22 protein-coding genes are annotated in these 19,428 nt (G+C 60.8%); 12 read left to right on the top strand and 10 right to left on the bottom strand.

Annotated elements, in window-relative coordinates:
- Positions 1-86 precede the first annotated feature (86 nt).
- Positions 87-530: a PilZ domain-containing protein gene (locus tag AC0Z4S_RS23075; protein ID WP_485624724.1), complete on the bottom strand. Its 444-nt coding sequence runs from the start codon at positions 528-530 to the stop codon at positions 87-89.
- Between AC0Z4S_RS23075 and AC0Z4S_RS23070 the strand changes: the two genes are divergently transcribed.
- The 5 genes from AC0Z4S_RS23070 to cysB all read left to right on the top strand — a co-directional run bounded on the left by AC0Z4S_RS23070 (position 529) and on the right by cysB (position 4,483).
- Positions 529-915, top strand: coding sequence for a thioredoxin family protein (locus AC0Z4S_RS23070; RefSeq protein ID WP_485624723.1), 387 nt, complete (start codon positions 529-531; stop codon positions 913-915). The genes AC0Z4S_RS23075 and AC0Z4S_RS23070 overlap by 2 nt on opposite strands.
- A complete protein-coding gene (locus tag AC0Z4S_RS23065; protein WP_485624722.1) occupies positions 912-1,868 on the top strand; it encodes a putative 2-dehydropantoate 2-reductase in 957 nt (318 codons plus the stop codon). The genes AC0Z4S_RS23070 and AC0Z4S_RS23065 overlap by 4 nt, the downstream gene beginning before the upstream one ends.
- Before the next feature lie 20 nt (positions 1,869-1,888).
- Entirely contained in the window at positions 1,889-2,794 is a 906-nt protein-coding gene (locus AC0Z4S_RS23060; RefSeq protein ID WP_485624721.1) for a 5'-nucleotidase, read from the top strand.
- A 98-nt stretch (positions 2,795-2,892) separates the two neighbouring features.
- Positions 2,893-3,396 (top strand): universal stress protein, encoded by a 504-nt coding sequence (locus AC0Z4S_RS23055; protein WP_016770874.1) that lies wholly within the window; start codon positions 2,893-2,895, stop codon positions 3,394-3,396.
- Positions 3,397-3,508: 112 nt separating this feature from the next.
- The gene (cysB, locus tag AC0Z4S_RS23050; protein ID WP_016770873.1) at positions 3,509-4,483 is read left to right on the top strand and encodes an HTH-type transcriptional regulator CysB; all 975 of its coding nucleotides are present in this window, start codon (positions 3,509-3,511) and stop codon (positions 4,481-4,483) included.
- Between the two features lie 9 nt (positions 4,484-4,492).
- Here cysB and AC0Z4S_RS23045 read toward each other — a convergent pair whose 3' ends face one another.
- Both AC0Z4S_RS23045 and AC0Z4S_RS23040 read right to left on the bottom strand, forming a co-directional pair.
- Entirely contained in the window at positions 4,493-4,975 is a 483-nt protein-coding gene (locus AC0Z4S_RS23045; protein ID WP_471878146.1) for a GreA/GreB family elongation factor, read from the bottom strand.
- A gap of 2 nt (positions 4,976-4,977) precedes the next feature.
- A complete protein-coding gene (locus AC0Z4S_RS23040) occupies positions 4,978-5,391 on the bottom strand; it encodes a hypothetical protein (RefSeq protein ID WP_253504071.1) in 414 nt (137 codons plus the stop codon).
- Between the two features lie 132 nt (positions 5,392-5,523).
- On the opposite strand from AC0Z4S_RS23040, the gene earP reads away from it, so the two are divergent.
- Both earP and AC0Z4S_RS23030 read left to right on the top strand, forming a co-directional pair.
- Entirely contained in the window at positions 5,524-6,666 is a 1,143-nt protein-coding gene (gene earP, locus AC0Z4S_RS23035; RefSeq protein ID WP_485624720.1) for an elongation factor P maturation arginine rhamnosyltransferase EarP, read from the top strand.
- 48 nt (positions 6,667-6,714) lie between these two features.
- Positions 6,715-7,284, top strand: coding sequence for an elongation factor P (locus AC0Z4S_RS23030; protein ID WP_003226785.1), 570 nt, complete (start codon positions 6,715-6,717; stop codon positions 7,282-7,284).
- A gap of 178 nt (positions 7,285-7,462) precedes the next feature.
- Here AC0Z4S_RS23030 and AC0Z4S_RS23025 read toward each other — a convergent pair whose 3' ends face one another.
- The 4 genes from AC0Z4S_RS23025 to AC0Z4S_RS23010 form a co-directional block, all read right to left on the bottom strand.
- Entirely contained in the window at positions 7,463-8,473 is a 1,011-nt protein-coding gene (locus tag AC0Z4S_RS23025; protein WP_485624719.1) for an alpha/beta hydrolase, read from the bottom strand.
- Positions 8,474-8,510: 37 nt separating this feature from the next.
- Entirely contained in the window at positions 8,511-8,930 is a 420-nt protein-coding gene (locus tag AC0Z4S_RS23020) for an organic hydroperoxide resistance protein (RefSeq protein ID WP_007940002.1), read from the bottom strand.
- Between the two features lie 329 nt (positions 8,931-9,259).
- Positions 9,260-9,715, bottom strand: a complete 456-nt coding sequence (locus AC0Z4S_RS23015) for a MarR family winged helix-turn-helix transcriptional regulator (RefSeq protein ID WP_471878143.1) — start codon at positions 9,713-9,715, stop codon at positions 9,260-9,262.
- A 76-nt stretch (positions 9,716-9,791) separates the two neighbouring features.
- Positions 9,792-10,748 (bottom strand): LysR family transcriptional regulator, encoded by a 957-nt coding sequence (locus AC0Z4S_RS23010; protein WP_485624718.1) that lies wholly within the window; start codon positions 10,746-10,748, stop codon positions 9,792-9,794.
- A 112-nt stretch (positions 10,749-10,860) separates the two neighbouring features.
- Between AC0Z4S_RS23010 and AC0Z4S_RS23005 the strand changes: the two genes are divergently transcribed.
- Complete coding sequence (locus AC0Z4S_RS23005; protein WP_485624717.1) at positions 10,861-11,607, top strand: sulfite exporter TauE/SafE family protein; 747 nt, start codon at positions 10,861-10,863, stop codon at positions 11,605-11,607.
- On the opposite strand, the gene AC0Z4S_RS23000 is transcribed toward AC0Z4S_RS23005, so the two are convergent.
- Positions 11,597-12,451 (bottom strand): LysR substrate-binding domain-containing protein, encoded by an 855-nt coding sequence (locus tag AC0Z4S_RS23000; protein ID WP_172667885.1) that lies wholly within the window; start codon positions 12,449-12,451, stop codon positions 11,597-11,599. The genes AC0Z4S_RS23005 and AC0Z4S_RS23000 overlap by 11 nt on opposite strands.
- 97 nt (positions 12,452-12,548) lie before the next feature.
- Here AC0Z4S_RS23000 and AC0Z4S_RS22995 point away from each other — a divergent pair, with 97 nt between their 5' ends.
- Positions 12,549-12,770 carry a DUF1127 domain-containing protein gene (locus AC0Z4S_RS22995; protein WP_253504056.1) on the top strand — a complete coding sequence of 74 codons (222 nt, stop codon included), beginning with the start codon at positions 12,549-12,551 and terminating at the stop codon, positions 12,768-12,770.
- A gap of 64 nt (positions 12,771-12,834) precedes the next feature.
- Positions 12,835-14,070, top strand: a complete 1,236-nt coding sequence (locus AC0Z4S_RS22990) for a winged helix-turn-helix domain-containing protein (protein ID WP_485624716.1) — start codon at positions 12,835-12,837, stop codon at positions 14,068-14,070.
- A gap of 89 nt (positions 14,071-14,159) precedes the next feature.
- Here AC0Z4S_RS22990 and AC0Z4S_RS22985 read toward each other — a convergent pair whose 3' ends face one another.
- A complete protein-coding gene (locus AC0Z4S_RS22985) occupies positions 14,160-15,506 on the bottom strand; it encodes a class II 3-deoxy-7-phosphoheptulonate synthase (RefSeq protein ID WP_042607881.1) in 1,347 nt (448 codons plus the stop codon).
- 151 nt (positions 15,507-15,657) lie between these two features.
- Here AC0Z4S_RS22985 and AC0Z4S_RS22980 point away from each other — a divergent pair, with 151 nt between their 5' ends.
- Positions 15,658-16,413 (top strand): spermidine synthase, encoded by a 756-nt coding sequence (locus AC0Z4S_RS22980; protein WP_039759897.1) that lies wholly within the window; start codon positions 15,658-15,660, stop codon positions 16,411-16,413.
- 116 nt (positions 16,414-16,529) lie between these two features.
- Here the strand turns inward: AC0Z4S_RS22980 and AC0Z4S_RS22975 are convergent, their stop codons facing one another.
- The gene (locus AC0Z4S_RS22975; RefSeq protein ID WP_485624715.1) at positions 16,530-17,321 is read right to left on the bottom strand and encodes a crotonase/enoyl-CoA hydratase family protein; all 792 of its coding nucleotides are present in this window, start codon (positions 17,319-17,321) and stop codon (positions 16,530-16,532) included.
- 419 nt (positions 17,322-17,740) lie between these two features.
- Here AC0Z4S_RS22975 and AC0Z4S_RS22970 point away from each other — a divergent pair, with 419 nt between their 5' ends.
- Complete coding sequence (locus AC0Z4S_RS22970) at positions 17,741-19,414, top strand: DEAD/DEAH box helicase (protein ID WP_253504044.1); 1,674 nt, start codon at positions 17,741-17,743, stop codon at positions 19,412-19,414.
- The last annotated feature ends 14 nt before the right edge of the window (positions 19,415-19,428 follow it).

Genomic DNA, 19,428 nt, shown 5'->3' with positions numbered 1-19,428 from the left:
GCGCGGCGGAGCACAGCAGATTTAGCGCGTCGGGGGAGCCGAACCTTAGCGCGTCAGACGCGGCTCGACAATGGGCAAACCGTGCTTTAGTCCAGCGCTGGCTGCGCAAAAGCCTTGCAAAGGTTGTCGTGGGAGAACTCTTCGGCATGCTCCTCGACCCATTGCAGGGCCAGCGCCTGAATATCCTGCAGATCATTGTGGCTGTCCAGCATGCGCGAATAGCGTTCGATCTGACACACCTGCTCACCCATTCGCGCGCTGAACAGGGTCTGTTCGTCAGTGAAGGCAATGCCCACCAGATAGCCTTTTTTACGCCGCAGACACCAGGCCACATAGCCCGGATAACTGAAGTCGGCATTCAGCGTCGGCATGCGCACTTGCAGCGCGGTGCCGTGGCGCCAGGCGCGGTGGTAATTGCAAGCGATGCCGCCGAGGCTGATAGTGTGCAGCTGTTGTCTGGAAATGCATTCAGGCTTGAGTAACGTCAATTCAACCGGAACTTCGTCCGGATGAGGAATGAAACGTCCCATGAGCACAGACTCCCTGTGTCGGCCATCTGACATTGTTTCCCCCAGTATAGTGGGCGAATCCGAGCTGACCGACTTCGATGCCGACCAGCGGCTGCTGGCCATGGACGGTGTGTCGTTGGTGATTTTCACCAGCGTCGGCTGCGCCAGTTGTCGCTATGCCCGCGAGGTGTTGCCGGGCATGCCGCTGGCGATCGATCGGCTGTGCTGGATCGACGCCGGTAATAACGGCGGGCTGGTCGAGCGTTATCAGGTGTTTCATTTGCCGGCGCTGTTTGTGGTGCGCGACGGCGAGTTTTTTGGCGCAGTGCACGCTCGCCTGACGGTTGCTGAACTCAACCAGGCAGTGGCGCAGGCGCTGGGTCGATTTGCAGAGGAGTTGCCATGAGCGAGACAGCGAGCAAACCGGTGGTGGGGATTATCGGCACCGGGGCAATCGGCGGATTTTACGGGGTGATGCTGGCGCGTGCCGGTTTCGACGTGCACTTTTTGTTGCGCAGCGAATTTTCCGCGGTGGCGGAGCGTGGTTTGCAGATCAACAGTGCGGTGCACGGTGCGTTGACGCTGAATCCGGCCAATGTCTATCGCGCCGCCGAAGACATGCCGCCCTGCGACTGGCTGCTGGTCGGCACCAAGACCACCAGCAACGCCGGCCTCGCGCCAGCGATCATTCAAGCGGCCAAATCTGACGCAAAAGTGCTGTTGCTGCAAAACGGTCTGGATGTCGAAGACAGCCTGCGGCCGCTGCTGCCCGATTCGCTGCATCTGCTCGGCGGCCTGTGCCTGATCTGCGTGAATCGCGAAGGCCCGGGGCAGATTACCCATCAGGCCCTTGGCGCGGTAAACGTCGGTTACCACAGCGGTCCCGCGATCGATGAAGTGGCGCGCATGGCGATCGTCGAGGAGGGCGCCGGGCTGTTCCGCGCGGCCGGCATTGAGTCGCAGGCGATGGCCGATCTGCATCAGGCGCGCTGGCAGAAACTGGTGTGGAATATCCCGTATAACGGCCTTTCGGTGTTGCTCGGCGCGGGCACTGAAGTGCTGATGGCCGATGCCGACAGCCGCCTGTCGATTCAGGCGCTGATGGCCGAAGTGGTGCAGGGTGCCAAGGCCTGTGGATACGAAATCCCGCCCGGTTACGCCGAGTACCTGTTCACCATGACGGAAAAAATGCCCGACTATTGGCCGAGCATGTACCACGACTTTTCGCACAAACGCCCGCTGGAACTGGAGGCGATCTACGCCCGGCCACTGGCGGCGGCGAAAGCGGCGGGCTGCGAGTTGCCGCGCATCGAGGCGTTGTATCGCCATTTGGGTTTTATCGACCGACGCAATATTTGAGTCGGAGTCTTGGGGGCAGCATGGCCAATAACATCGATGACAAACTGGTGCTGGCGATTTCCTCGCGCGCCTTGTTCGACCTCAGCGAAAGCCACAAGGTCTACCTGTCGAGCGGCGTCGAAGCCTATCGGCAATATCAGATCGAGCACGAAGACGAAATCCTCGCGCCGGGCGATGCGTTCCCGCTGGTGGAAAAACTTCTGAGCCTGAACAGCCGCCTCGGCCGCGCGCGGGTCGAGGTGATTCTGGTCTCGCGCAACAGTGCCGACACCGGACTGCGCGTGTTCAACTCCATTCATCATTATGGTCTGGCGATTTCCCGCGCCGCGTTCGTCGGTGGGCGCAGTCCGTATCCGTACCTGAAAGCGTTTGGCTGCGACCTGTTTCTCTCGACCCACGCTGAAGACGTGCGTGCGGCGCTGGAGGCCGGGTTCGCCGCGGCCACGATTCTGTCCGGTGGCGCCAGCCGCGCGGCCAGCGATGAATTGCGCATTGCCTTCGACGGTGATGCGGTGATTTTTTCCGACGAGTCCGAGCGCGTCTATCAGTCTGGGGGGCTGGAAGCGTTTCAGGCCAAGGAGCGCGAATCGGCGCGCGAGCCGTTACGTGGCGGGCCGTTCAAAGGCTTTCTTGCAGCGCTGAATCTGTTGCAGCGCGAGTTTCCCGATGACGACTGCCCGATCCGCACGGCGCTGGTGACCGCGCGTTCGGCGCCGGCCCATGAGCGGGTGATTCGCACCTTGCGCGAATGGGATATCCGTCTCGATGAATCGCTGTTTCTCGGTGGCCTGACCAAATCGGCGTTCCTCGAAGCCTTCGCCGCCGACGTGTTCTTCGATGACCAGACCGGCCATTGCGAGCTGGCCCGTGAAGTGGTCGCCACCGGCCATGTACCCCATGGCATCAGCAACGAACCGCCGATCTAGAGCCTTTTCATTCAGGACGTTGCGTCGCCCGTCGCACTCGCCAAGGCACTGCTAAGCTGAATCAATCTCCGCCATCGTTGGCTCGCGAGGAGGTCCCGATGATTCGCTCAATGCTGTATGCCACCGACCTCGGTCTTTATGCACCGTTCGTGATGCAGCATGCCCTGGCGTTGGCGCGCACCTTCAATGCCGATCTGTATGTAGTGCACGCGGTGGAACCCATGGGCCTGTTTGCCGAGTCGGTGCTGCAGAGCTATCTCGACGAACAGGCATTGAACGAATTCCATAGTCAGGGTCTGAAAACAGTCATCGCCAATATCGAACAACGGGTGCTCGACAGCTTTCGTGAAGAACTGGGGGACGACGGCGAACAGGATTTGCAGCGCATTCGCGCAGTGCGCGTGCTGCAGGGCGATCCGTCGCAGGTGATTCTCGATCAGGTGCACAAGCTCTCGGTCGATCTGCTGATCGTCGGCAGTCACAGCCATGGCGTCGGCGCGGAAACACCGTTGGGGCGCACGGCGGCGCGGGTTCTGCAGCTGGCCAAGGTGCCGGTGTATCTGGTGCCCCTGATGGAGCGCCGGCGGCGGGAAGATCGTTGAAGCAGGAATAATGGCGTTTTGATAAAAAGTTCTAGATTTATTCTTCAAACCATTAATATAGTTATATACCGTCGCTGATGCCCGTGGCGTCTACCTGCTTTGAGGGATTGATATGAAGCTTCAACAACTGCGCTACATCTGGGAAGTGGCGCACCACGACCTCAACGTTTCCGCTACCGCCCAAAGCCTGTACACCTCGCAGCCGGGCATCAGTAAGCAGATCCGCCTGCTGGAAGACGAACTGGGCGTCGAAGTCTTCGCCCGCAGCGGCAAGCACCTGACCCGCGTAACCCCGGCCGGCGAGCGCATCATCACCACCGCCGGCGAGATTCTGCGCAAGGTCGAGAGCATCAAGCAGATCGCTCAGGAATTCTCCAACGAGAAAAAGGGCACCCTGTCGATCGCCACAACTCACACCCAGGCGCGTTATGCGCTGCCGCCGGTGATCAGCAATTTCATCAAGCAATACCCGGACGTGGCTCTGCACATGCATCAGGGCTCGCCGATGCAGATCGCCGAAATGGCCGCTGACGGCACCGTCGATTTCGCCATTGCAACTGAAGCGCTGGAGCTGTTCGGCGACCTGGTGATGATGCCGTGCTACCGCTGGAACCGCTGCGTGGTCGTACCCCACGGCCACCCGCTGACCAAGCTGCCGAAGCTGACCCTCGAAGCGCTGGCCGAATACCCGATCGTTACTTACGTGTTCGGTTTCACCGGCCGCTCCAAACTCGACGAAGCCTTCAGCCATCGTGGCCTGACCCCGAAAGTGGTATTCACCGCTGCTGACGCCGACGTGATCAAGACCTACGTGCGCCTGGGTCTGGGCGTGGGCATCGTCGCGAAAATGGCCGTCGATACCAAACTCGATAACGACCTGGTGGTGCTGGATGCCAGCGAGTTGTTCGAGTCGAGCATCACCAAGATCGGTTTCCGTCGTGGCACGTTCCTGCGTGGCTTCATGTGCGACTTCATCGAGAAGTTCGCCCCGCACCTGACCCGCGAAGTCATGGCCAAGGCCATTCAGTGCCACAACAAGCAAGAGCTCGAAGAGCTGTTCGACGGCGTCGAACTGCCCGTTCACTAAGTCCCTACTTCAAAGCACCTCGGTGACAGCGAACTGTTGCCGGGTGCCCGCCACCAGAATCTCCACCTCATCGCCCTCGAACTTGCCCAGCAGGCTTTTGCCCAGTGGCGAGCGCGGGGTGATGACGGTAACCGGCTGACCCACCACATCGACTTTCAGCCCCGCCGCATCCGGCGCCAGAAACAGCCATTGCTCGCGACCCCTTTCGTCTTCCAGACCGAGCAGAGCGCCGACTTCGATGCCGCGATTTTCATCGTAGGCACGCAACGTCAGGTTCTGGCACAGCGCCAGTGACTGACGGATCTCCTCAACCCGTTTCGCCTGACCGGCCGCCAGATACGACGCCTCCAGCCCTAGCGTGTCGTATTTGTTTTCGGCGATGTTTTCTTCGTGGGTCGCGGTTTCGTAAGCGGTTTGCGCGGCGCGCTCGGCAATGTCGAGGTCGATGCGCAGCTTGTCTAGGATCAATTGGTGGACGCTGTGTTTGTTCATGATCAATCGCAGAATTGCAAAACGTTGGCGCGGCTCTTTTCGGTCGGCGCGGTCTGGTCCTGCTGCAGCCAGAACTGGCATTTCGGATTGGAGGCATTGCGCGAATTGGCGCGCGCTTGATCCAGTCGGGCCTGCTGTTCATTCTTGCGCAGGTTTTCTTCGTACTGTTGGAACATCGGCGTTGGCGGCGGCGCAACCTCCGGTTGTGGCTCGACGGCTGCTGGTGGATTGACGCGCTGCTGCACCGCTTGCGCGACCGGGGCCAATTGCTCGGCAAAAAACAGACGCGAGAGCAGCCAGCAGGTCAGCGCAATCGCCAGGAACCCCAGCCACAGGCCCAGCGCAATGCTGCCGGTCAGCTGCAGCGCGCTAAGCTGAACAGGCAAGGGACGACGCGGATTCGGACGGTAGGGCATGGCGGCCTCCTGGCGGCTGGTTGCAGGCGATTGGCGATTGGCGATTGTCGCACGAAGATTAATCGCCGTCGGCTCTTCTGCGCGAGCGCATTTATGCGGACAATCGAGGTTTTTTGCCAACGGGAGAACGGCATGGCTGAAGCGAAACCCCGCTGGGATATTTTCTGCACCGTGGTCGATAACTTCGGCGACATCGGTGTGACCTGGCGCCTGGCCCGGCAATTGGTGGCCGAACAGGCGTTGCCGGTGCGCCTGTGGGTGGATGATCTGCGCGCCTTCGAGCGTATCTGCCCAGAGATCGATATCGATCTTGCGCAGCAGTGGCAGCAGGGCGTCGACGTGCGACAGTGGCCGAGCGAGTGGCCGCATGCGGACGCTGCCGACGTAGTCATCGCAGCCTTCGCCTGTCAGCTGCCCACTGATTACATGGACAGCATGGCCGCCCGGGAAACGCCGCCCTTGTGGCTCAACCTCGATTATCTCAGCGCCGAAGACTGGGTCACCGGTTGCCACGGCTTGCCGTCGGTGAAATACAAATCGGTGCAGAAGTTCTTCTTCTTTCCAGGTTTCAAGCCGGGCACCGGAGGCTTGCTGCGTGAGCACGGATTGCTCGAACAGCGTCGGCAGTTTCAGCAGGATCGACCGGCGCAGCGACAATTCCTGCAAGGCCTGGGCATCGATCCCGCGCCCGACGCGCAACTGATTTCGCTGTTTGCTTATGAAAACCCCGGGTTGGCCAGTTGGCTGGATGTGCTGGCCGCCGATGCACAGCCGACTCACCTGCTGGTGCCGGAAGGGCGAATTCTCGGCGATGTGGCGCGCTGGCTGGATGTGGAAACCCTGACGGTCGGCGCGATTCATATGTGCGAGTCGCTGACCGTGCAAGTGCTGCCATTCGTCCGTCAGGACCAATACGATCATCTGCTTTGGTGCTGCGATTTCAACGCGGTGCGCGGTGAAGACTCATTCGTGCGGGCGCAATGGGCGGGGCGGCCGATGCTCTGGCACATCTACCAGCAGGACGACGACATCCATCTGGACAAGCTCGATGCGTTTCTCGATCTCTACACCCAAGGCCTTTCGCCTGCTGCTGCGCAGGCGATGAACGGTCTGTGGCGCGCCTGGAGCGCCGGCCAACCGATCGGCGAGCACTGGCTGGCGGCGCGAAATCATTGGTCTGAACTCGAGGAAAATGCCGAGGCATGGTGTCTGGAACAGGCCTTGCAGGCGGATCTTGCCACGGCGCTGGTACAGTTTTATGTAAATTGGATATGATACGCGGCCTAGATTTTTGTAAATCCCATCCAAATTCGGATATCCGCAATGAAAACTGGTAAAGAACTCAAACCCGGTACCGTGATCCGTATCGACAACGATCCTTGGCTGGTTCAGAAAGCTGAATTCACCAAGTCGGGCCGTAACAGCGCGATCATGAAGACCAAGCTGAAGAACCTGCTGACCGGTTACAAGACCGAAACCGTTTACGGTGCGGACGACAAACTGGACGACGTGATCCTGGATCGTAAAGAAGCCACCCTGTCGTTCATCAGCGGTGACACCTACACGTTCATGGACACCACTGACTACACCATGTACGAGCTGAACGCCGAAGACATCGAAAGCGTTCTGCCTTTCGTTGAAGAAGGCATGACAGACGTTTGCGAAGCGGTGTTCTTCGAAGAGCGTCTGGTTTCCGTAGAGCTGCCGACCACCATCGTGCGTCAGGTTGACTACACCGAAGGCTCCGCTCGCGGTGACACTTCCGGCAAGGTGATGAAGCCTGCCAAACTGAAGAACGGTACCGAACTGTCGGTTGCCGACTTCATCGAAATCGGCGACATGATCGAGATCGATACCCGCGAAGGCGGTTCCTACAAAGGCCGTGCGAAATAAGCACAGCTTTTTGCGCAAAGAAAAAACCCGACCATTGCGTCGGGTTTTTTTGTGCCTGTTAGAAACACTCGGAACCCTGTGGGAGCGAGCTTGCTCGCGAAAGCGGTGTGTCATTCAACGGCATGTTGTCTGACAGGACGCCTTCGCGAGCAAGCTCGCTCCCACAATGGGACTGTGTTTATTTCAAGTGTTGCTTCAGTTCTTCAGACGCCTGCAACATCGCCGAGCGCACCGCTGGAACCTGGCTGACCACGTTGAGCAAACCGTAATCGTGGATCATGCCGTTGTACCGCACCGACGTAACCGGCACTCCGGCCTCGTCGAGTTTGCGCGCATAGGCTTCGCCTTCATCGCGCAGTACATCGGCGCTGGCCGTCTGCACCAGTGCAGGTGGCAGGCCTTTGAGCTGCGCGGTGGTGGCGCGCAGCGGTGAGGCGTAGATCTCGTTGCGCTGTTTGGCGTCGGTGGTGTAGTTGTCCCAGAACCACTTCATCATGTTGCGAGTGAGGAAGTGCCCTTCGGCGTACTGGTTATACGAACCGGTGTCGAAGTTGGCGTCGGTGACCGGCCACAGCAGCACCTGGAATTTGATCGCCGGGGTGCCCTTGTCCTTGGCCATCAGCGCAACCACTGCGGCCATGTTGCCGCCGACGCTGTTGCCGGCCACGGCCAGGCGCTTGCCGTCGACATTGATCTCTTTACCGTGTTCCGCCACCCATTTGGTCGCGGCGTAGGCCTGATTGATCGCCACCGGGTAATGCGCTTCCGGCGAAGGGGTGTAGTTGACGAATACCGCCGCCGCCCCCGAACCGACCACCAGATCGCGCACCAGGCGTTCGTGAGTCGGGAAGTCCCCCAGCACCCAGCCGCCGCCGTGGAAGAACATGAACACCGGCAGTTCACCCTTGACCCCGGCTGGCCGGACGATGGTCAGGCTCAACGGTTGGCCATCGACCTGCACGGTCTTCTCGCTGACATCGGCTTTGGGCAACGTCAACTTGACCCCGGACTGCGCGCCGACCAGCACGGCACGGGCATCCTTGGGCGACAGCTGCTCGATCGGTTTGCCGCTGCCGGCATTCAGCGCATCGAGGAATGCCTGGGTGTTGTGTTCGACATCACCGGCGAAAGCGCTGTGCACCGACAGGGCGAGAAGGGTACCGGTCAAGACTTTGCTGAAAGTGTTCATGTTCAATTTTCCTTGTTCGGGCCGGGGACTTGAGTGATTACACGGTCACGTGCAGACGGACATCGACGTTGCCACGGGTGGCATTGGAGTACGGGCAGACCTGGTGAGCAGCGTCGACCAGCGACTGCGCGTCGGCTTGTTCCAGCCCCGGCAGGCTGATGTGCAAATCGATGTCCAGACCGAAACCGCCAGGGATCTGGCCGATGCCGACGTGAGCGGTGATCGATGCGTCGTCAGGAATCTTGCGCTTGGTCTGGCTGGCGACGAATTTCAGCGCGCCGATGAAGCAGGCCGAGTAACCAGCAGCGAACAGTTGCTCGGGATTGGTCGCCGCGCCGCCAGCACCGCCGAGTTCTTTCGGGGTGGCCAGTTTGACGTCGAGGACGTTGTCGCTGGAGATCGCACGACCGTCACGGCCGCCAGTGGAAGTTGCGATTGCGGTGTAGAGAGTTTGCATGGTGTGAGCCTCATTGGTTGTGTTGTTGTGCGCTAATTGTTTGCGCGCTAAGTAGGTGTGAAGAGAATGTATAGCGCTAATGTTTGGCGCGCAAGATAAATTTTCGGAAAATGGTGCGCTTTGCTCAAGGGCATAGCGTGGTAGGGGCGCGTAAGGCTTGGTCTAGAGCGCTTGGCGAGGGAATTCAGGCGGGAAAAATATTTTTGTTGGCGCTGAAATCACTGTGGGAGCGAGCCTGCTCGCGAACGCGTCCTGTCAGGCGACACCCGCTTCGTCTGATGCACCGCTTTCGCGAGCAGGCTCGCTCCCACAGGGAAATGTGGCTTGGCTTAATTGAGGCTGTCTTGCAGATGTCCGCGCAGCGCTTGCAACTCGGCCTGCAACTTCTGCAAACGCTCAAGGGTGAAACCACTGGCGCCGAGAATGCACTGCGGCACGGTCTGCGCCTTGTCGCGCAAGGCGCGGCCTGCTGCGGTCAGTTCGACAATCACCACACGTTCATCTTCACGACTGCGGGTGCGGCTGAGCAGGCCTTCGCCTTCAAGACGCTTGAGCAATGGCGTCAGCGATCCCGGATCGGTCAGCAGGCGTGCGCTGATCTCTCCGACAGTCAAACCATCCTTCTCCCACAACACCATCATCGCCAGATACTGCGGATAGGTCAGGCCCAGCGCCTGCAATAGCGGCTTGTAGACCTTGGTCATCATCAGCGAAGTCGAGTGAAGGGCGAAGCACGCCTGATTGTCGAGCAGCAGGTCGTCGCAGTTGTCGCGTTGGGAAGTCATTGTCAAAGCCTTGATCGTTGATCGTTTTTTAATCTAGCGCTCGAATCTTTAAGGCGCCAGATAAATATGCCCGGCGTCAGTGCCGGGCGAATTGCCGTTGCAGTGCCAGATCCCATGGCGGCACCGGACTGAAGCGGGTTTTCAGATATTCCAGCAATAAACGACTGCGCGAATGAATCTGCTGTTCCATGCGCAGCGCATAAATGCCGGTGGACTCCGGTGGCGGCAGGCCGTTTTCGCAGAACAGCGGCACCAGCTCGCCCCGCAGCAGGTATTCACTGGCCAGCCAGGTCGGCAGGTGTGCGACGCCCAGACCCGCCGCCGCGCCACACGCCAAGGCTTCGGCGTTGTTGGCGCTCAGGCGCACGCGCGATGGCCGGTGCAATTGCAACTGCCCGTCCACGTCGAATTTCCAGGCAAAGGGCGGAGCGAGGCCTTCCCAGTCGAGGCCGTCGTGTTCGCTCAACTGCGCAGGATGACTGGGCACGCCGCGCTGTTTGAGATAGTCAGGACTGGCACAGGCCACGCGGACCATGCTTGCCAGTGGAGTAGCGACCAGGCGCGAGTCAGCCAACTGCCCGGTACGCAACACCAGATCGACCTTGCCCAGACTGGTGCCGGCCATGTCGATGAAGCTGTCGATCAGATGCATCTGCACATCGAGTCCCGGGTACAGCAGGAGAAAGTCGGCGATCACCGGCGCCAGATGCCGCCGTCCGAATGCCGCTGGCGCATCGATGCGGATCAAGCCTTCCGGCGCGCTGCTCAACGACACGGCCTCGGCGCGGGCCAACTGCAATTCGGCGATGATCCGCCGCGCCCGTTCGGCAAAGGCCAGCCCGGCCGAAGTCGGCAGCACGGCATGGGTGCTGCGCACGAACAGCTGACTGCCGACGGCACTTTCCAGGCTGTCGATGCGCCGGGCCACGGCGGAAGGCGTCAGTGGATGACGGCGCGACGCAGCAGAAAAGCTGCCACTCTCCAGCACATCGAGAAACAAACCGAGCTGATCAGTCAGTTGATTGGGATTCATGGAAAACCACGTTTATGCAAAATCGGCACAGCCATTGTGCGTTGCTGTGCGTTTCCCCGCTAGGCGCGAGTGCGTAGCATTGGCCGCCTGTCGTTAGAGGATTACGCTTGTGATGGATTTTCTGTTGTACCTGCTGTTTGGCGCCGCCCTTGGCACATTGGGCGGGATCTTTGGCATTGGCGGCGGTTTGATCGCGATTCCGCTGCTTGGCGTGTGGTTTGGGCTTGATCAGCAGATCGCCCAAGGCACGGCGCTGGTGATGGTGGTGCCGAACGTGATGCTGGCGCTGTGGCGTTATCATCAGCGCAACCGCATCGAATTGCGCCATGCGCTGCCGCTGGCAGTGATAGGCTTCTGCTTCGCCTGGCTCGGTTCGATCTGGGCGGTGGGTATTGATGCACAAACCATGCGTATTGGATTTGTCGCGTTTCTGGTGGCGCTGTCGGCCTACAACCTGTTGAAAATGTTCGGTCCGCGCCCTGCGCCGACTGCCGAAATGCGCTATTCATGGCCGTGGCTGGGCGTGCTTGGCGCGGCGTCAGGAACCATGGGCGGCTTGTTCGGCGTGGGCGGCGCGGTGGTCGCGACGCCGGTGCTGACCAGCCTGTTCGGCACCACGCAAGTGGTCGCTCAAGGTCTGTCGCTGGCGCTGGCTTTGCCGAGCACCGGCGTGACGCTGGTGACCTACGCCGTGCACCATGAGGTCGACTGGATGATCGGTTTGCCTCTGGCGGTCGGTGGTCTGCTCAGCATCAGTTGGGGCGTGAAAGTGGCCCACGCCATGCCGGAAAAGCTTCTACGCGGGCTGTTCTGCGGATTCCTGGTGCTGTGTGCGGTGATGCTCGCGTTTAAAGTTTGAAACCTTCGACGATGTGCTCGGCCAGGCACTCGGTGATCGGCGACGGGTTGTTCAGGTTGCGGATCAGCATGATGCTTGCCTCGGGCAACAGCGGCAGGTCTTCGGCGGCGCCGAGGATGCGCATGTCCGGGGTGATCAGGCTTTCCAGCTGCGCGGTGATCGCCAGACCCGCGCTGACCACGGCCATCAGCGCCGACAGGCTGCTGCTGTTGTAGGCGATGCGGTAATCGCGGCCCATCGCATCCAGCGCATTGCACGCCCACAAGCGGCAGAAACAATCACTGTTGAACATCGCCAGGGGCAGCGGCGTCTGTTCGTGGGCGCTGAAATTCTGCGCCTCGGCCCAGACAAAGCGCTCCTTGCGCAGCAACTGGCCGATCTCGTTGCCCGGCTCGCGGGTGACGATCGACAAATCCAGATCGGTGCGTTGCAGCAACTGCTTGCTCGACTCGCAATGCACCTCGATCTGGATCAGCGGATAGAACTGCGCAAATCGCGACAGAATCCCCGGCAGAAACCGCATCACATAATCATCCGGTGTGCCGATGCGCACAGTGCCGACCATGTGTGGCTCGCGCAGGGTGTTGAACACCTCGCTGTGCAGTTTGAGGATGCGCCGCGCGTAACCGAGCAGCACCTGGCCTTCAGCCGTCAGTCGCACCTGGCGACCATCGCGTTCGAACAGCTGGCGCTGCAACACGTCTTCTTCCAGGCGTTTCATCTGCATGCTCACCGCCGACTGGGTGCGGTTGACCATTTCGCCGGCACGGGTGAAACCGCCCTGATCGGCAATCGCGACGAAGGTGCGCAGGACATCGGTGTCGATACTGGGGTACGCGGACAATTGATGAATCTCCGTGATGCATGCCATCAGAAACATTCGTTGGATTGATCTTAGCGCTGGCGCGAGACTTGAGCCATCCACAAAAGGAGGCAAGACGATGAAAGGTCAAAGAGAGTATGTGAGTGAACAACAGCAGTCTGGCCACGGCCATATCGTGTCCGATCTGCTGCACAAGTTCAGCCGTTGGTATGAGCTGCACCGTGAACGGGAATTGCTCGCTGGTCTGAGCGACGAAGCGTTGAAGGACATCGGCATCAGCCGCGCCGATGTCGAACACGAAACCGTGCGGCCGTTCTGGGACGACCCGATGCATAAATGATGAGGCTATCGCTACACAAACCCCTTTCAGGTGAGGTAGGTTGCGAGCAGACATGGAGGAATCAATGCCCGCGACAGTGTCCTTTTCCCTCAAACAGGCGCGACGTCTGGCGCTGGCTGCCCAAGGGTTCAATGGGCGCCAGCCGCCGACCGTCAACGCCAGCCACCTCAACCGGCTGATCGAACGGCTGGGCCTGCTGCAAATCGATTCCGTCAATGCCGTGGTGCGCTCGCACTACCTGCCGCTGTTTTCCCGCCTGGGTTCCTATTCCTTTGATTTGCTCGACCAGGCTGCCTGGAGTTCCGGGCGTCGGCGCACGCTGTTCGAATATTGGGGCCACGAAGCGTCGCTGCTGCCGCTGACGATGTATCCGTTGCTGAACTGGCGTATGCAGCGAGCCAAACGTGGCGAGGACATCTATCAGCAACTGGCAAAGTTTGGTCGCGAACAACAGGACACCATTCGCCGCGTGCTGGCCTCGGTTGAAGAGCGGGGCGCACTGGGCGCCGGCAGTTTGTCGACCCGGGAGGACAAAGCAGGACCCTGGTGGGACTGGAGTGCCGAGAAACACGCGCTGGAATGGCTGTTCGCCGCTGGCGAGGTGACGGTGGCGGGGCGCCGCGGTTTCGAGCGTTTGTACGATCTACCCGAGCGGGTCCTTCCGGCAGCGGTCCTGCAGCAGCCGCTGCCGGATGAGACTGAAGCGCAACGCAGTCTGCTGTTGCACGCGGCGCAGGCATTGGGCGTCGGTACGGAAAAAGACCTGCGCGATTATTTCCGCCTGAATCCTACGGATGCGCGGCCGCGTCTGGCTGAACTGGTCGAGGCGGGGCAATTGCAGCTGTGCGAAGTGGGCGATTGGCGGCAGATCGCCTATTGCCTGCCGGAGCCCAAAGTGCCGCGAAAAGTCGTTGCCAGTGCGCTGTTGTCGCCGTTCGACTCATTGATCTGGGAACGCAGCCGCACCGAGCGCTTATTCGATTTTCGCTATCGCCTGGAGATTTACACACCGCAACCCAAGCGGGTCTATGGCTATTACGTGCTGCCGTTTTTGCACAACGAACGGATCGCCGCACGGATTGATCTGCGTGCCGAACGGGCGGCGGGGCAATTGGCGGTGCATGCGGTTCACGAGGAAGAGCCGGGGCTGGACGAGGAGGGGATGCTGGGGCTGGCGCTGAATCTGCGGCGGATGGCGCAGTGGCTGGGGCTGGCGCGGGTGCAGTTGAATTGTCAGCGCGAGAGTGCGGCTCGGCTCAGGCTGGCATTGGCGCAACTGGATGGCACCGGCTCCCTGTAGGAGCTGCCGAAGGCTGCGATCTTTTGCTCTTGTTTTGAAGATCAAGATCAAAAGATCGCAGCCTTCGGCAGCTCCTACACGGGGCCGGTCTAGCGTCGGACTTGCTTCAACGTCTCGGCAATCAAAAACGCCAACTCCAGCGACTGATCGGCATTCATCCGTGGATCACAATGGGTGTGATAACGATCGGACAACCCATCCTCGGTAATCGGCCGCGCACCGCCAATGCACTCGGTGACGTTCTGCCCGGTCATCTCGATATGGATGCCACCGGCATAACTGCCTTCCGCTTCGTGCACCTGGAAGAACTGCTTCACCTCGCCAAGGATCTGCGCAAAGTCGCGGGTCTTGTAGCCGCTGCTGGCCTTGATGGTGTTGCCGTGCATCGGGTCGGAGCTCCACAGCACGTGCTTGCCTTCGCGCTGCACCGCGCGGATCAATGCCGGCAGATGATCGCCGACCTTGTTCGCGCCCATCCGCGCGATCAGGTTCAGACGGCCCGGATCATTGTCCGGGTTGAGCACGTCGATCAGGCGGATCAGGTCATCGGGGTTCATGCTCGGGCCGACCTTGACGCCGATCGGGTTGTTCACCCCGCGCAGGAATTCGACATGCGCGCCGTCGAGCTGACGGGTGCGGTCGCCGATCCACAGCATGTGCGCCGAGCAATCGTAGTAATCGTTGGTCAGGCTGTCGCGGCGCACGAAGGCTTCTTCGTAGTTCAGCAGCAACGCTTCGTGGGCGGTGAAGAAACTGGTTTCGCGCAGTTGCGGCGAGCTGTCCATGCCGCAGGCGCGCATGAATGCCAGGGTTTCATCGATGCGGTCGGCAAGGTGGCTGTACTTCTCGGCCAGCGCCGAATTGGCGATGAAATCCAGATTCCACTTGTGCACTTGATGCAGGTCGGCAAACCCGCCCTGAGCGAAAGCGCGCAACAGGTTCAGGGTCGCCGTGGACTGATGGTAGGACTGCAGCAGGCGTTCCGGGTCCGGTACGCGGCTCTTTTCATCGAAGCCGATGCCGTTGACGATGTCGCCACGATAGGCCGGCAGGGTCACGCCGCCGATGGTTTCGTCGTTGGCCGAACGCGGCTTGGCGAACTGGCCGGCCATGCGTCCGACCTTGACCACTGGGCAACCGGCGGCAAAGGTCATGACGATTGCCATTTGCAGCAACACTTTAAAGGTGTCGCGGATCTTCGCTGCGGAGAATTCGGCAAAGCTTTCCGCGCAATCGCCGCCCTGCAACAGAAACGCCCGGCCCTGGGTGACTTCGGCGAACTGACGGCGCAGCTCGCGCGCTTCGCCGGCGAACACCAGCGGCGGATAGCTGGCCAGTGTCTGCTCGACCTGGCGCAGGTGCGCGGCGTCGGGGTATTGCGGTTGTTGCTGGATCGGCAGGGCGCGCCAGCTGTCAGGGCTCCACGGTTGGCTCATCATGGTCTCGAAGTTCATACGCAGGGGAGCGCCATGTTAGCAGCAATTAGTGCGTGACCTGTTCCCGCCCCATCGCCGACAATCGCTGCTTTGCCACGGTGCCACAGCGGCGCCATCGCGTCACCGCGCCCGGTGACCATCAGGAGACGAAATGACTGAGGAGCGCGTCGAGCATCTGCTCGCCGAAGTACAGGATGAGTTCGGCGTGATTCGCGTGCTGGAAGTGGCCGATTACCGCTTTCTCGAGTTCGGCGATGCGATCGAGCAGAGCTGCGTGTTCACCGCCGACCCGAGCTGGCTCGAATATGATTACACCCGCGCGATGCTGATCGGTGCGTTGTGCCATGAGCAGCCGGAGAGCGCGCTGTTTCTCGGGCTCGGTGCCGGTACGCTGACCCAAGCCTGTCTCAAATTCCTGCCGCTGGAAGACGTCGAAGCCATCGAACTGCGCCCGGACGTCCCGCGTCTGGCCATCGAATATTTGGGCCTGGATGACGATCCGCGTTTGTACATCCGCGTCGGCGATGCGCTGGAATTGCTGCCGACTGCCGAGCCGGCGGATCTGATTTTCGTCGACCTGTACACCGATGTCGGCCCGGGTGTAGGGCATCTGGCCTGGAGTTTTCTCGGCGATTGTCAGAAGCGCCTGAATCCGGGCGGCTGGCTGGTGATCAACCAGTGGGCCACCGATGACGGCAAACCGCTGGGAGCGGCGTTGTTGCGCGGGCTCTATCACCGGCACTACTGGGAATTGCCGGTGAAGGAGGGCAACGTGATTCTGATCGTCCCGGCGGATCTCGATCAGGCACTGGACATGCAGGCGCTGACCCAACGGGCCGAAGCGCTGGCGCCGCAGCTGGGGTATTCGTTGCAGTCGTTGATCAACAGCATTCGCCCGGCCACCTGAGTGGCGACTCGGTCAACTGTAGGAGCTGCCGAAGGCTGCGATCTTTTGATCTTGATTTTTTGAAGATCAAAATCAAAAGATCGCAGCCTTCGGCAGCTCCTACAGGGGGGCACTCATCAGATGCCTTTGAAGATCCCTGGCCGCCGCTCCACCAGCGACCGCACCCCCTCCCTGGCATCCTCAGTGGCGAGCAATTTCTTCACCAGTGCCGGTAACGCCTGCGCCGCCGCCGTCTCACCTTCATACCGAGCCTGTCGCGCCGACAGCAATGTCGCCTGCACACCCAGCGGTGCCTGCCGGGCAATCCGCTCGGCCAGCTCGATCGCCCGGGGCATCAGGTCTTCACTGGCCATCACCTCCTGCACCAGGCCCAAACGCAACGCATCGTGGGCATCAAACTCATCGCCGGTGAGCAACCAGCGCATCGCATTGCCCCAGCCGGCGATTTGCTGAAAACGCAAAGTCGCGCCGCCAAAAGGAAAGATCCCACGCTGCACTTCCATCTGCGCGAAGCGGGTATTGCTCGCGCACAGGTTGATGTCTGCCGCCAGCATCAACTCGATGCCAATGGTCAGGCAGTAACCTTGCGCGGCGACGATCACCGGTTTGCTCACCCGGGGCCCGACGAAAACACCCCAGGGATCGCAACCGCCGGGCGGCACCTGCCAGCCTTCGGCCAGGGCTGCGCTGGCATTGACCAGATCGAGCCCGGCGGTGAAGTGTTCGCCATGGCCGAACACCACGGCGACCCGCGCTTCGCGGTCGGCTTCGAACTCGCCGTAGGCCAGGCTCAGGTCGTTGAGCAGGTCGAGGTCGAAGGCGTTGCGCTTGGCCGCCCGATCGAGGCCGATGAGGTGCAGGTGACCACGACGTTCTCGGCTGACGCGGCCGGCGCAGGGCTGGTTCATGGCGAAATCCTCAAGCGGGAAGGGCAAAGGCGCGGCGCTTTGCCGCAGCTCGGTGAATCGTTTTAGCGGCATCGCCCGCAGGGCCGGGCCCTTGCAAAATAGACCGTGGCGCGATTATCCGCAAAACCCCGTTGCACGGCGGTGACACGCGGATTGTGTCGTTAAAAAAAGCTCCCTTTTCGGGCGAAATCCGGTATAGTGCGCGCCGGCCTTTAACCGGGCCGCGTTTAGGTAGCGCATTTCCCGAAGTCCGCTTCGGCTGCACGTCCGCATTGCGGGCTCTTCCTTGACGATTCATCTTCATTCATTCGTTTTCGCAAATCCCCGCCGACAAAGCTGCCAGGGCGACTCTTGAGTCTCAACACGGCATGCGCAGCTTTGGAGCATGGGTCTTTGCGGATGCACTTAGAGGCAGACCCATGACCCAGGAAACCGGCGGATTCGCCGCTTTTAATCTCAACCCGAATATTCTTGCAGCCGTCGCAGCGACTGGCTACGAAGAGCCTTCGGCGATTCAGCAGCAATCGATCCCGATCATCATGGCCGGCCAGGACATGATTGGCCAGGCGCAAACCGGTACCGGTAAAACCGCCGCGTTCGCACTGCCTATTCTGCACCGCATCGATCCTGCCAAGCGCGAACCGCAAGCCCTGATCCTTGCGCCAACCCGAGAGTTGGCGCTGCAAGTAGCAACCGCTTTTGAAACCTACGCCAAGCAAATGCCAGGCGTTACCGTCGTGGCCGTTTACGGCGGCGCGCCGATGGGCCCGCAACTCAAGGCAATCCGTAATGGCGCACAGATCGTTGTCGCCACTCCGGGTCGTCTGTGCGACCACCTGCGTCGCGACGAGAAAGTCCTGTCGACCGTGAACCATCTGGTTCTCGACGAAGCTGACGAAATGTTGAAGCTGGGCTTCATGGATGACCTGGAAGTCATCTTCAAGGCTCTGCCAGCGACCCGTCAGACCGTTTTGTTCTCGGCGACCCTGCCGCAGTCGATCCGCGCCATTGCCGAACGCCACCTGCGCGATCCGCAACACGTCAAGATCCAGACCAAGACCCAGACTGTTACCGCGATCGAACAGGCTCACCTGTTGGTTCACGCTGACCAGAAAACCTCGGCCGTGCTCAGCCTGCTGGAAGTCGAAGACTTCGACGCCCTGATCATGTTCGTGCGCACCAAACAGGCCACCCTGGACCTGGCCAGCGCCCTCGACGCCAAAGGCTACAAAGCCGCGGCGCTGAACGGTGATATCGCCCAGAACCAGCGTGAGCGTGTTATCGACTCGCTGAAAGATGGCCGTCTGGACATCGTTGTCGCAACCGACGTTGCTGCCCGTGGTCTGGACGTTCCGCGCATCACTCACGTGTTCAACGTTGACATGCCGTACGACCCGGAGTCCTACGTGCACCGTATCGGCCGTACCGGTCGTGCTGGTCGCGAAGGTCGTGCGCTGCTGCTGGTGACTCCACGTGAGCGCCGCATGCTGCAAGTGATCGAGCGTGTGACCGGTCAGAAAGTTGCTGAAGTCCGCCTGCCGGACGCTCAGGCTGTGCTCGATGCCCGCATCAAGAAACTGACCAACAGCCTGTCGCCGCTGGTTGCTGATGCCGAATCGACTCACGGTGAACTGCTCGATCGCCTGACCGCCGACATCGGTTGCACCCCGCGTGCACTGGCCGCTGCACTGCTGCGCAAGGCTACCAACGGTCAAGCGCTGAACCTGGCGGCGATCGAGAAGGAACGTCCACTGGTGCCGAACAACGCACCGCGTGGCGACCGTCCTGAGCGCACCGGTGATCGTCCGGACCGTGGTGACCGCGAGCGTCGCGCGCCAATGCCTTTGGGCGAAGGCCGTGCTCGCTGCCGTACCGCGCTGGGCGCGCGTGACGGTATCGCTGCGAAAAACCTGCTGGGCGCCATCCTCAACGAAGGCGGTCTGGCCCGTGAAGCGATCGGTCGCATCCAGGTGCGTGACAGCTTCAGCCTCGTCGAGCTGCCGGAAGAAGGTCTGGAAAAGCTCCTGACCAAACTGAAGGACACTCGCGTGGCCGGTAAGCAGCTCAAGCTGCGTCGCTACCGCGAAGATTGATCCGCCCTTGGGCT

Source organism: Pseudomonas sp. 1L-B-1-E-C1 (assembly GCF_057291835.1).
This window is presented reverse-complemented; position numbering and strand designations above follow the sequence as displayed.

What these genes read in the sequence shown, in the direction of transcription:
- AC0Z4S_RS23010 (WP_485624718.1), bottom strand. Translation starts at nt 10,748, where the DNA reads ATGAATCCCAATCAACTGACTGATCAGCTCGGTTTGTTTCTCGATGTG.
- AC0Z4S_RS22985 (WP_042607881.1), bottom strand. Translation starts at nt 15,506, where the DNA reads ATGAGCCAACCGTGGAGCCCTGACAGCTGGCGCGCCCTGCCGATCCAG.
- AC0Z4S_RS23070 (WP_485624723.1), top strand. Translation starts at nt 529, where the DNA reads ATGAGCACAGACTCCCTGTGTCGGCCATCTGACATTGTTTCCCCCAGT.
- AC0Z4S_RS23060 (WP_485624721.1), top strand. Translation starts at nt 1,889, where the DNA reads ATGGCCAATAACATCGATGACAAACTGGTGCTGGCGATTTCCTCGCGC.
- earP (WP_485624720.1), top strand. Translation starts at nt 5,524, where the DNA reads ATGGCTGAAGCGAAACCCCGCTGGGATATTTTCTGCACCGTGGTCGAT.
- AC0Z4S_RS22975 (WP_485624715.1), bottom strand. Translation starts at nt 17,321, where the DNA reads ATGAACCAGCCCTGCGCCGGCCGCGTCAGCCGAGAACGTCGTGGTCAC.
- AC0Z4S_RS23075 (WP_485624724.1), bottom strand. Translation starts at nt 530, where the DNA reads ATGGGACGTTTCATTCCTCATCCGGACGAAGTTCCGGTTGAATTGACG.
- AC0Z4S_RS23040 (WP_253504071.1), bottom strand. Translation starts at nt 5,391, where the DNA reads ATGCCCTACCGTCCGAATCCGCGTCGTCCCTTGCCTGTTCAGCTTAGC.
- AC0Z4S_RS23045 (WP_471878146.1), bottom strand. Translation starts at nt 4,975, where the DNA reads ATGAACAAACACAGCGTCCACCAATTGATCCTAGACAAGCTGCGCATC.
- AC0Z4S_RS23025 (WP_485624719.1), bottom strand. Translation starts at nt 8,473, where the DNA reads ATGAACACTTTCAGCAAAGTCTTGACCGGTACCCTTCTCGCCCTGTCG.
- AC0Z4S_RS23015 (WP_471878143.1), bottom strand. Translation starts at nt 9,715, where the DNA reads ATGACTTCCCAACGCGACAACTGCGACGACCTGCTGCTCGACAATCAG.
- AC0Z4S_RS23005 (WP_485624717.1), top strand. Translation starts at nt 10,861, where the DNA reads ATGGATTTTCTGTTGTACCTGCTGTTTGGCGCCGCCCTTGGCACATTG.
- AC0Z4S_RS23055 (WP_016770874.1), top strand. Translation starts at nt 2,893, where the DNA reads ATGATTCGCTCAATGCTGTATGCCACCGACCTCGGTCTTTATGCACCG.
- AC0Z4S_RS23020 (WP_007940002.1), bottom strand. Translation starts at nt 8,930, where the DNA reads ATGCAAACTCTCTACACCGCAATCGCAACTTCCACTGGCGGCCGTGAC.
- AC0Z4S_RS22980 (WP_039759897.1), top strand. Translation starts at nt 15,658, where the DNA reads ATGACTGAGGAGCGCGTCGAGCATCTGCTCGCCGAAGTACAGGATGAG.
- AC0Z4S_RS23030 (WP_003226785.1), top strand. Translation starts at nt 6,715, where the DNA reads ATGAAAACTGGTAAAGAACTCAAACCCGGTACCGTGATCCGTATCGAC.
- AC0Z4S_RS22990 (WP_485624716.1), top strand. Translation starts at nt 12,835, where the DNA reads ATGCCCGCGACAGTGTCCTTTTCCCTCAAACAGGCGCGACGTCTGGCG.
- AC0Z4S_RS22995 (WP_253504056.1), top strand. Translation starts at nt 12,549, where the DNA reads ATGAAAGGTCAAAGAGAGTATGTGAGTGAACAACAGCAGTCTGGCCAC.
- cysB (WP_016770873.1), top strand. Translation starts at nt 3,509, where the DNA reads ATGAAGCTTCAACAACTGCGCTACATCTGGGAAGTGGCGCACCACGAC.
- AC0Z4S_RS22970 (WP_253504044.1), top strand. Translation starts at nt 17,741, where the DNA reads ATGACCCAGGAAACCGGCGGATTCGCCGCTTTTAATCTCAACCCGAAT.
- AC0Z4S_RS23065 (WP_485624722.1), top strand. Translation starts at nt 912, where the DNA reads ATGAGCGAGACAGCGAGCAAACCGGTGGTGGGGATTATCGGCACCGGG.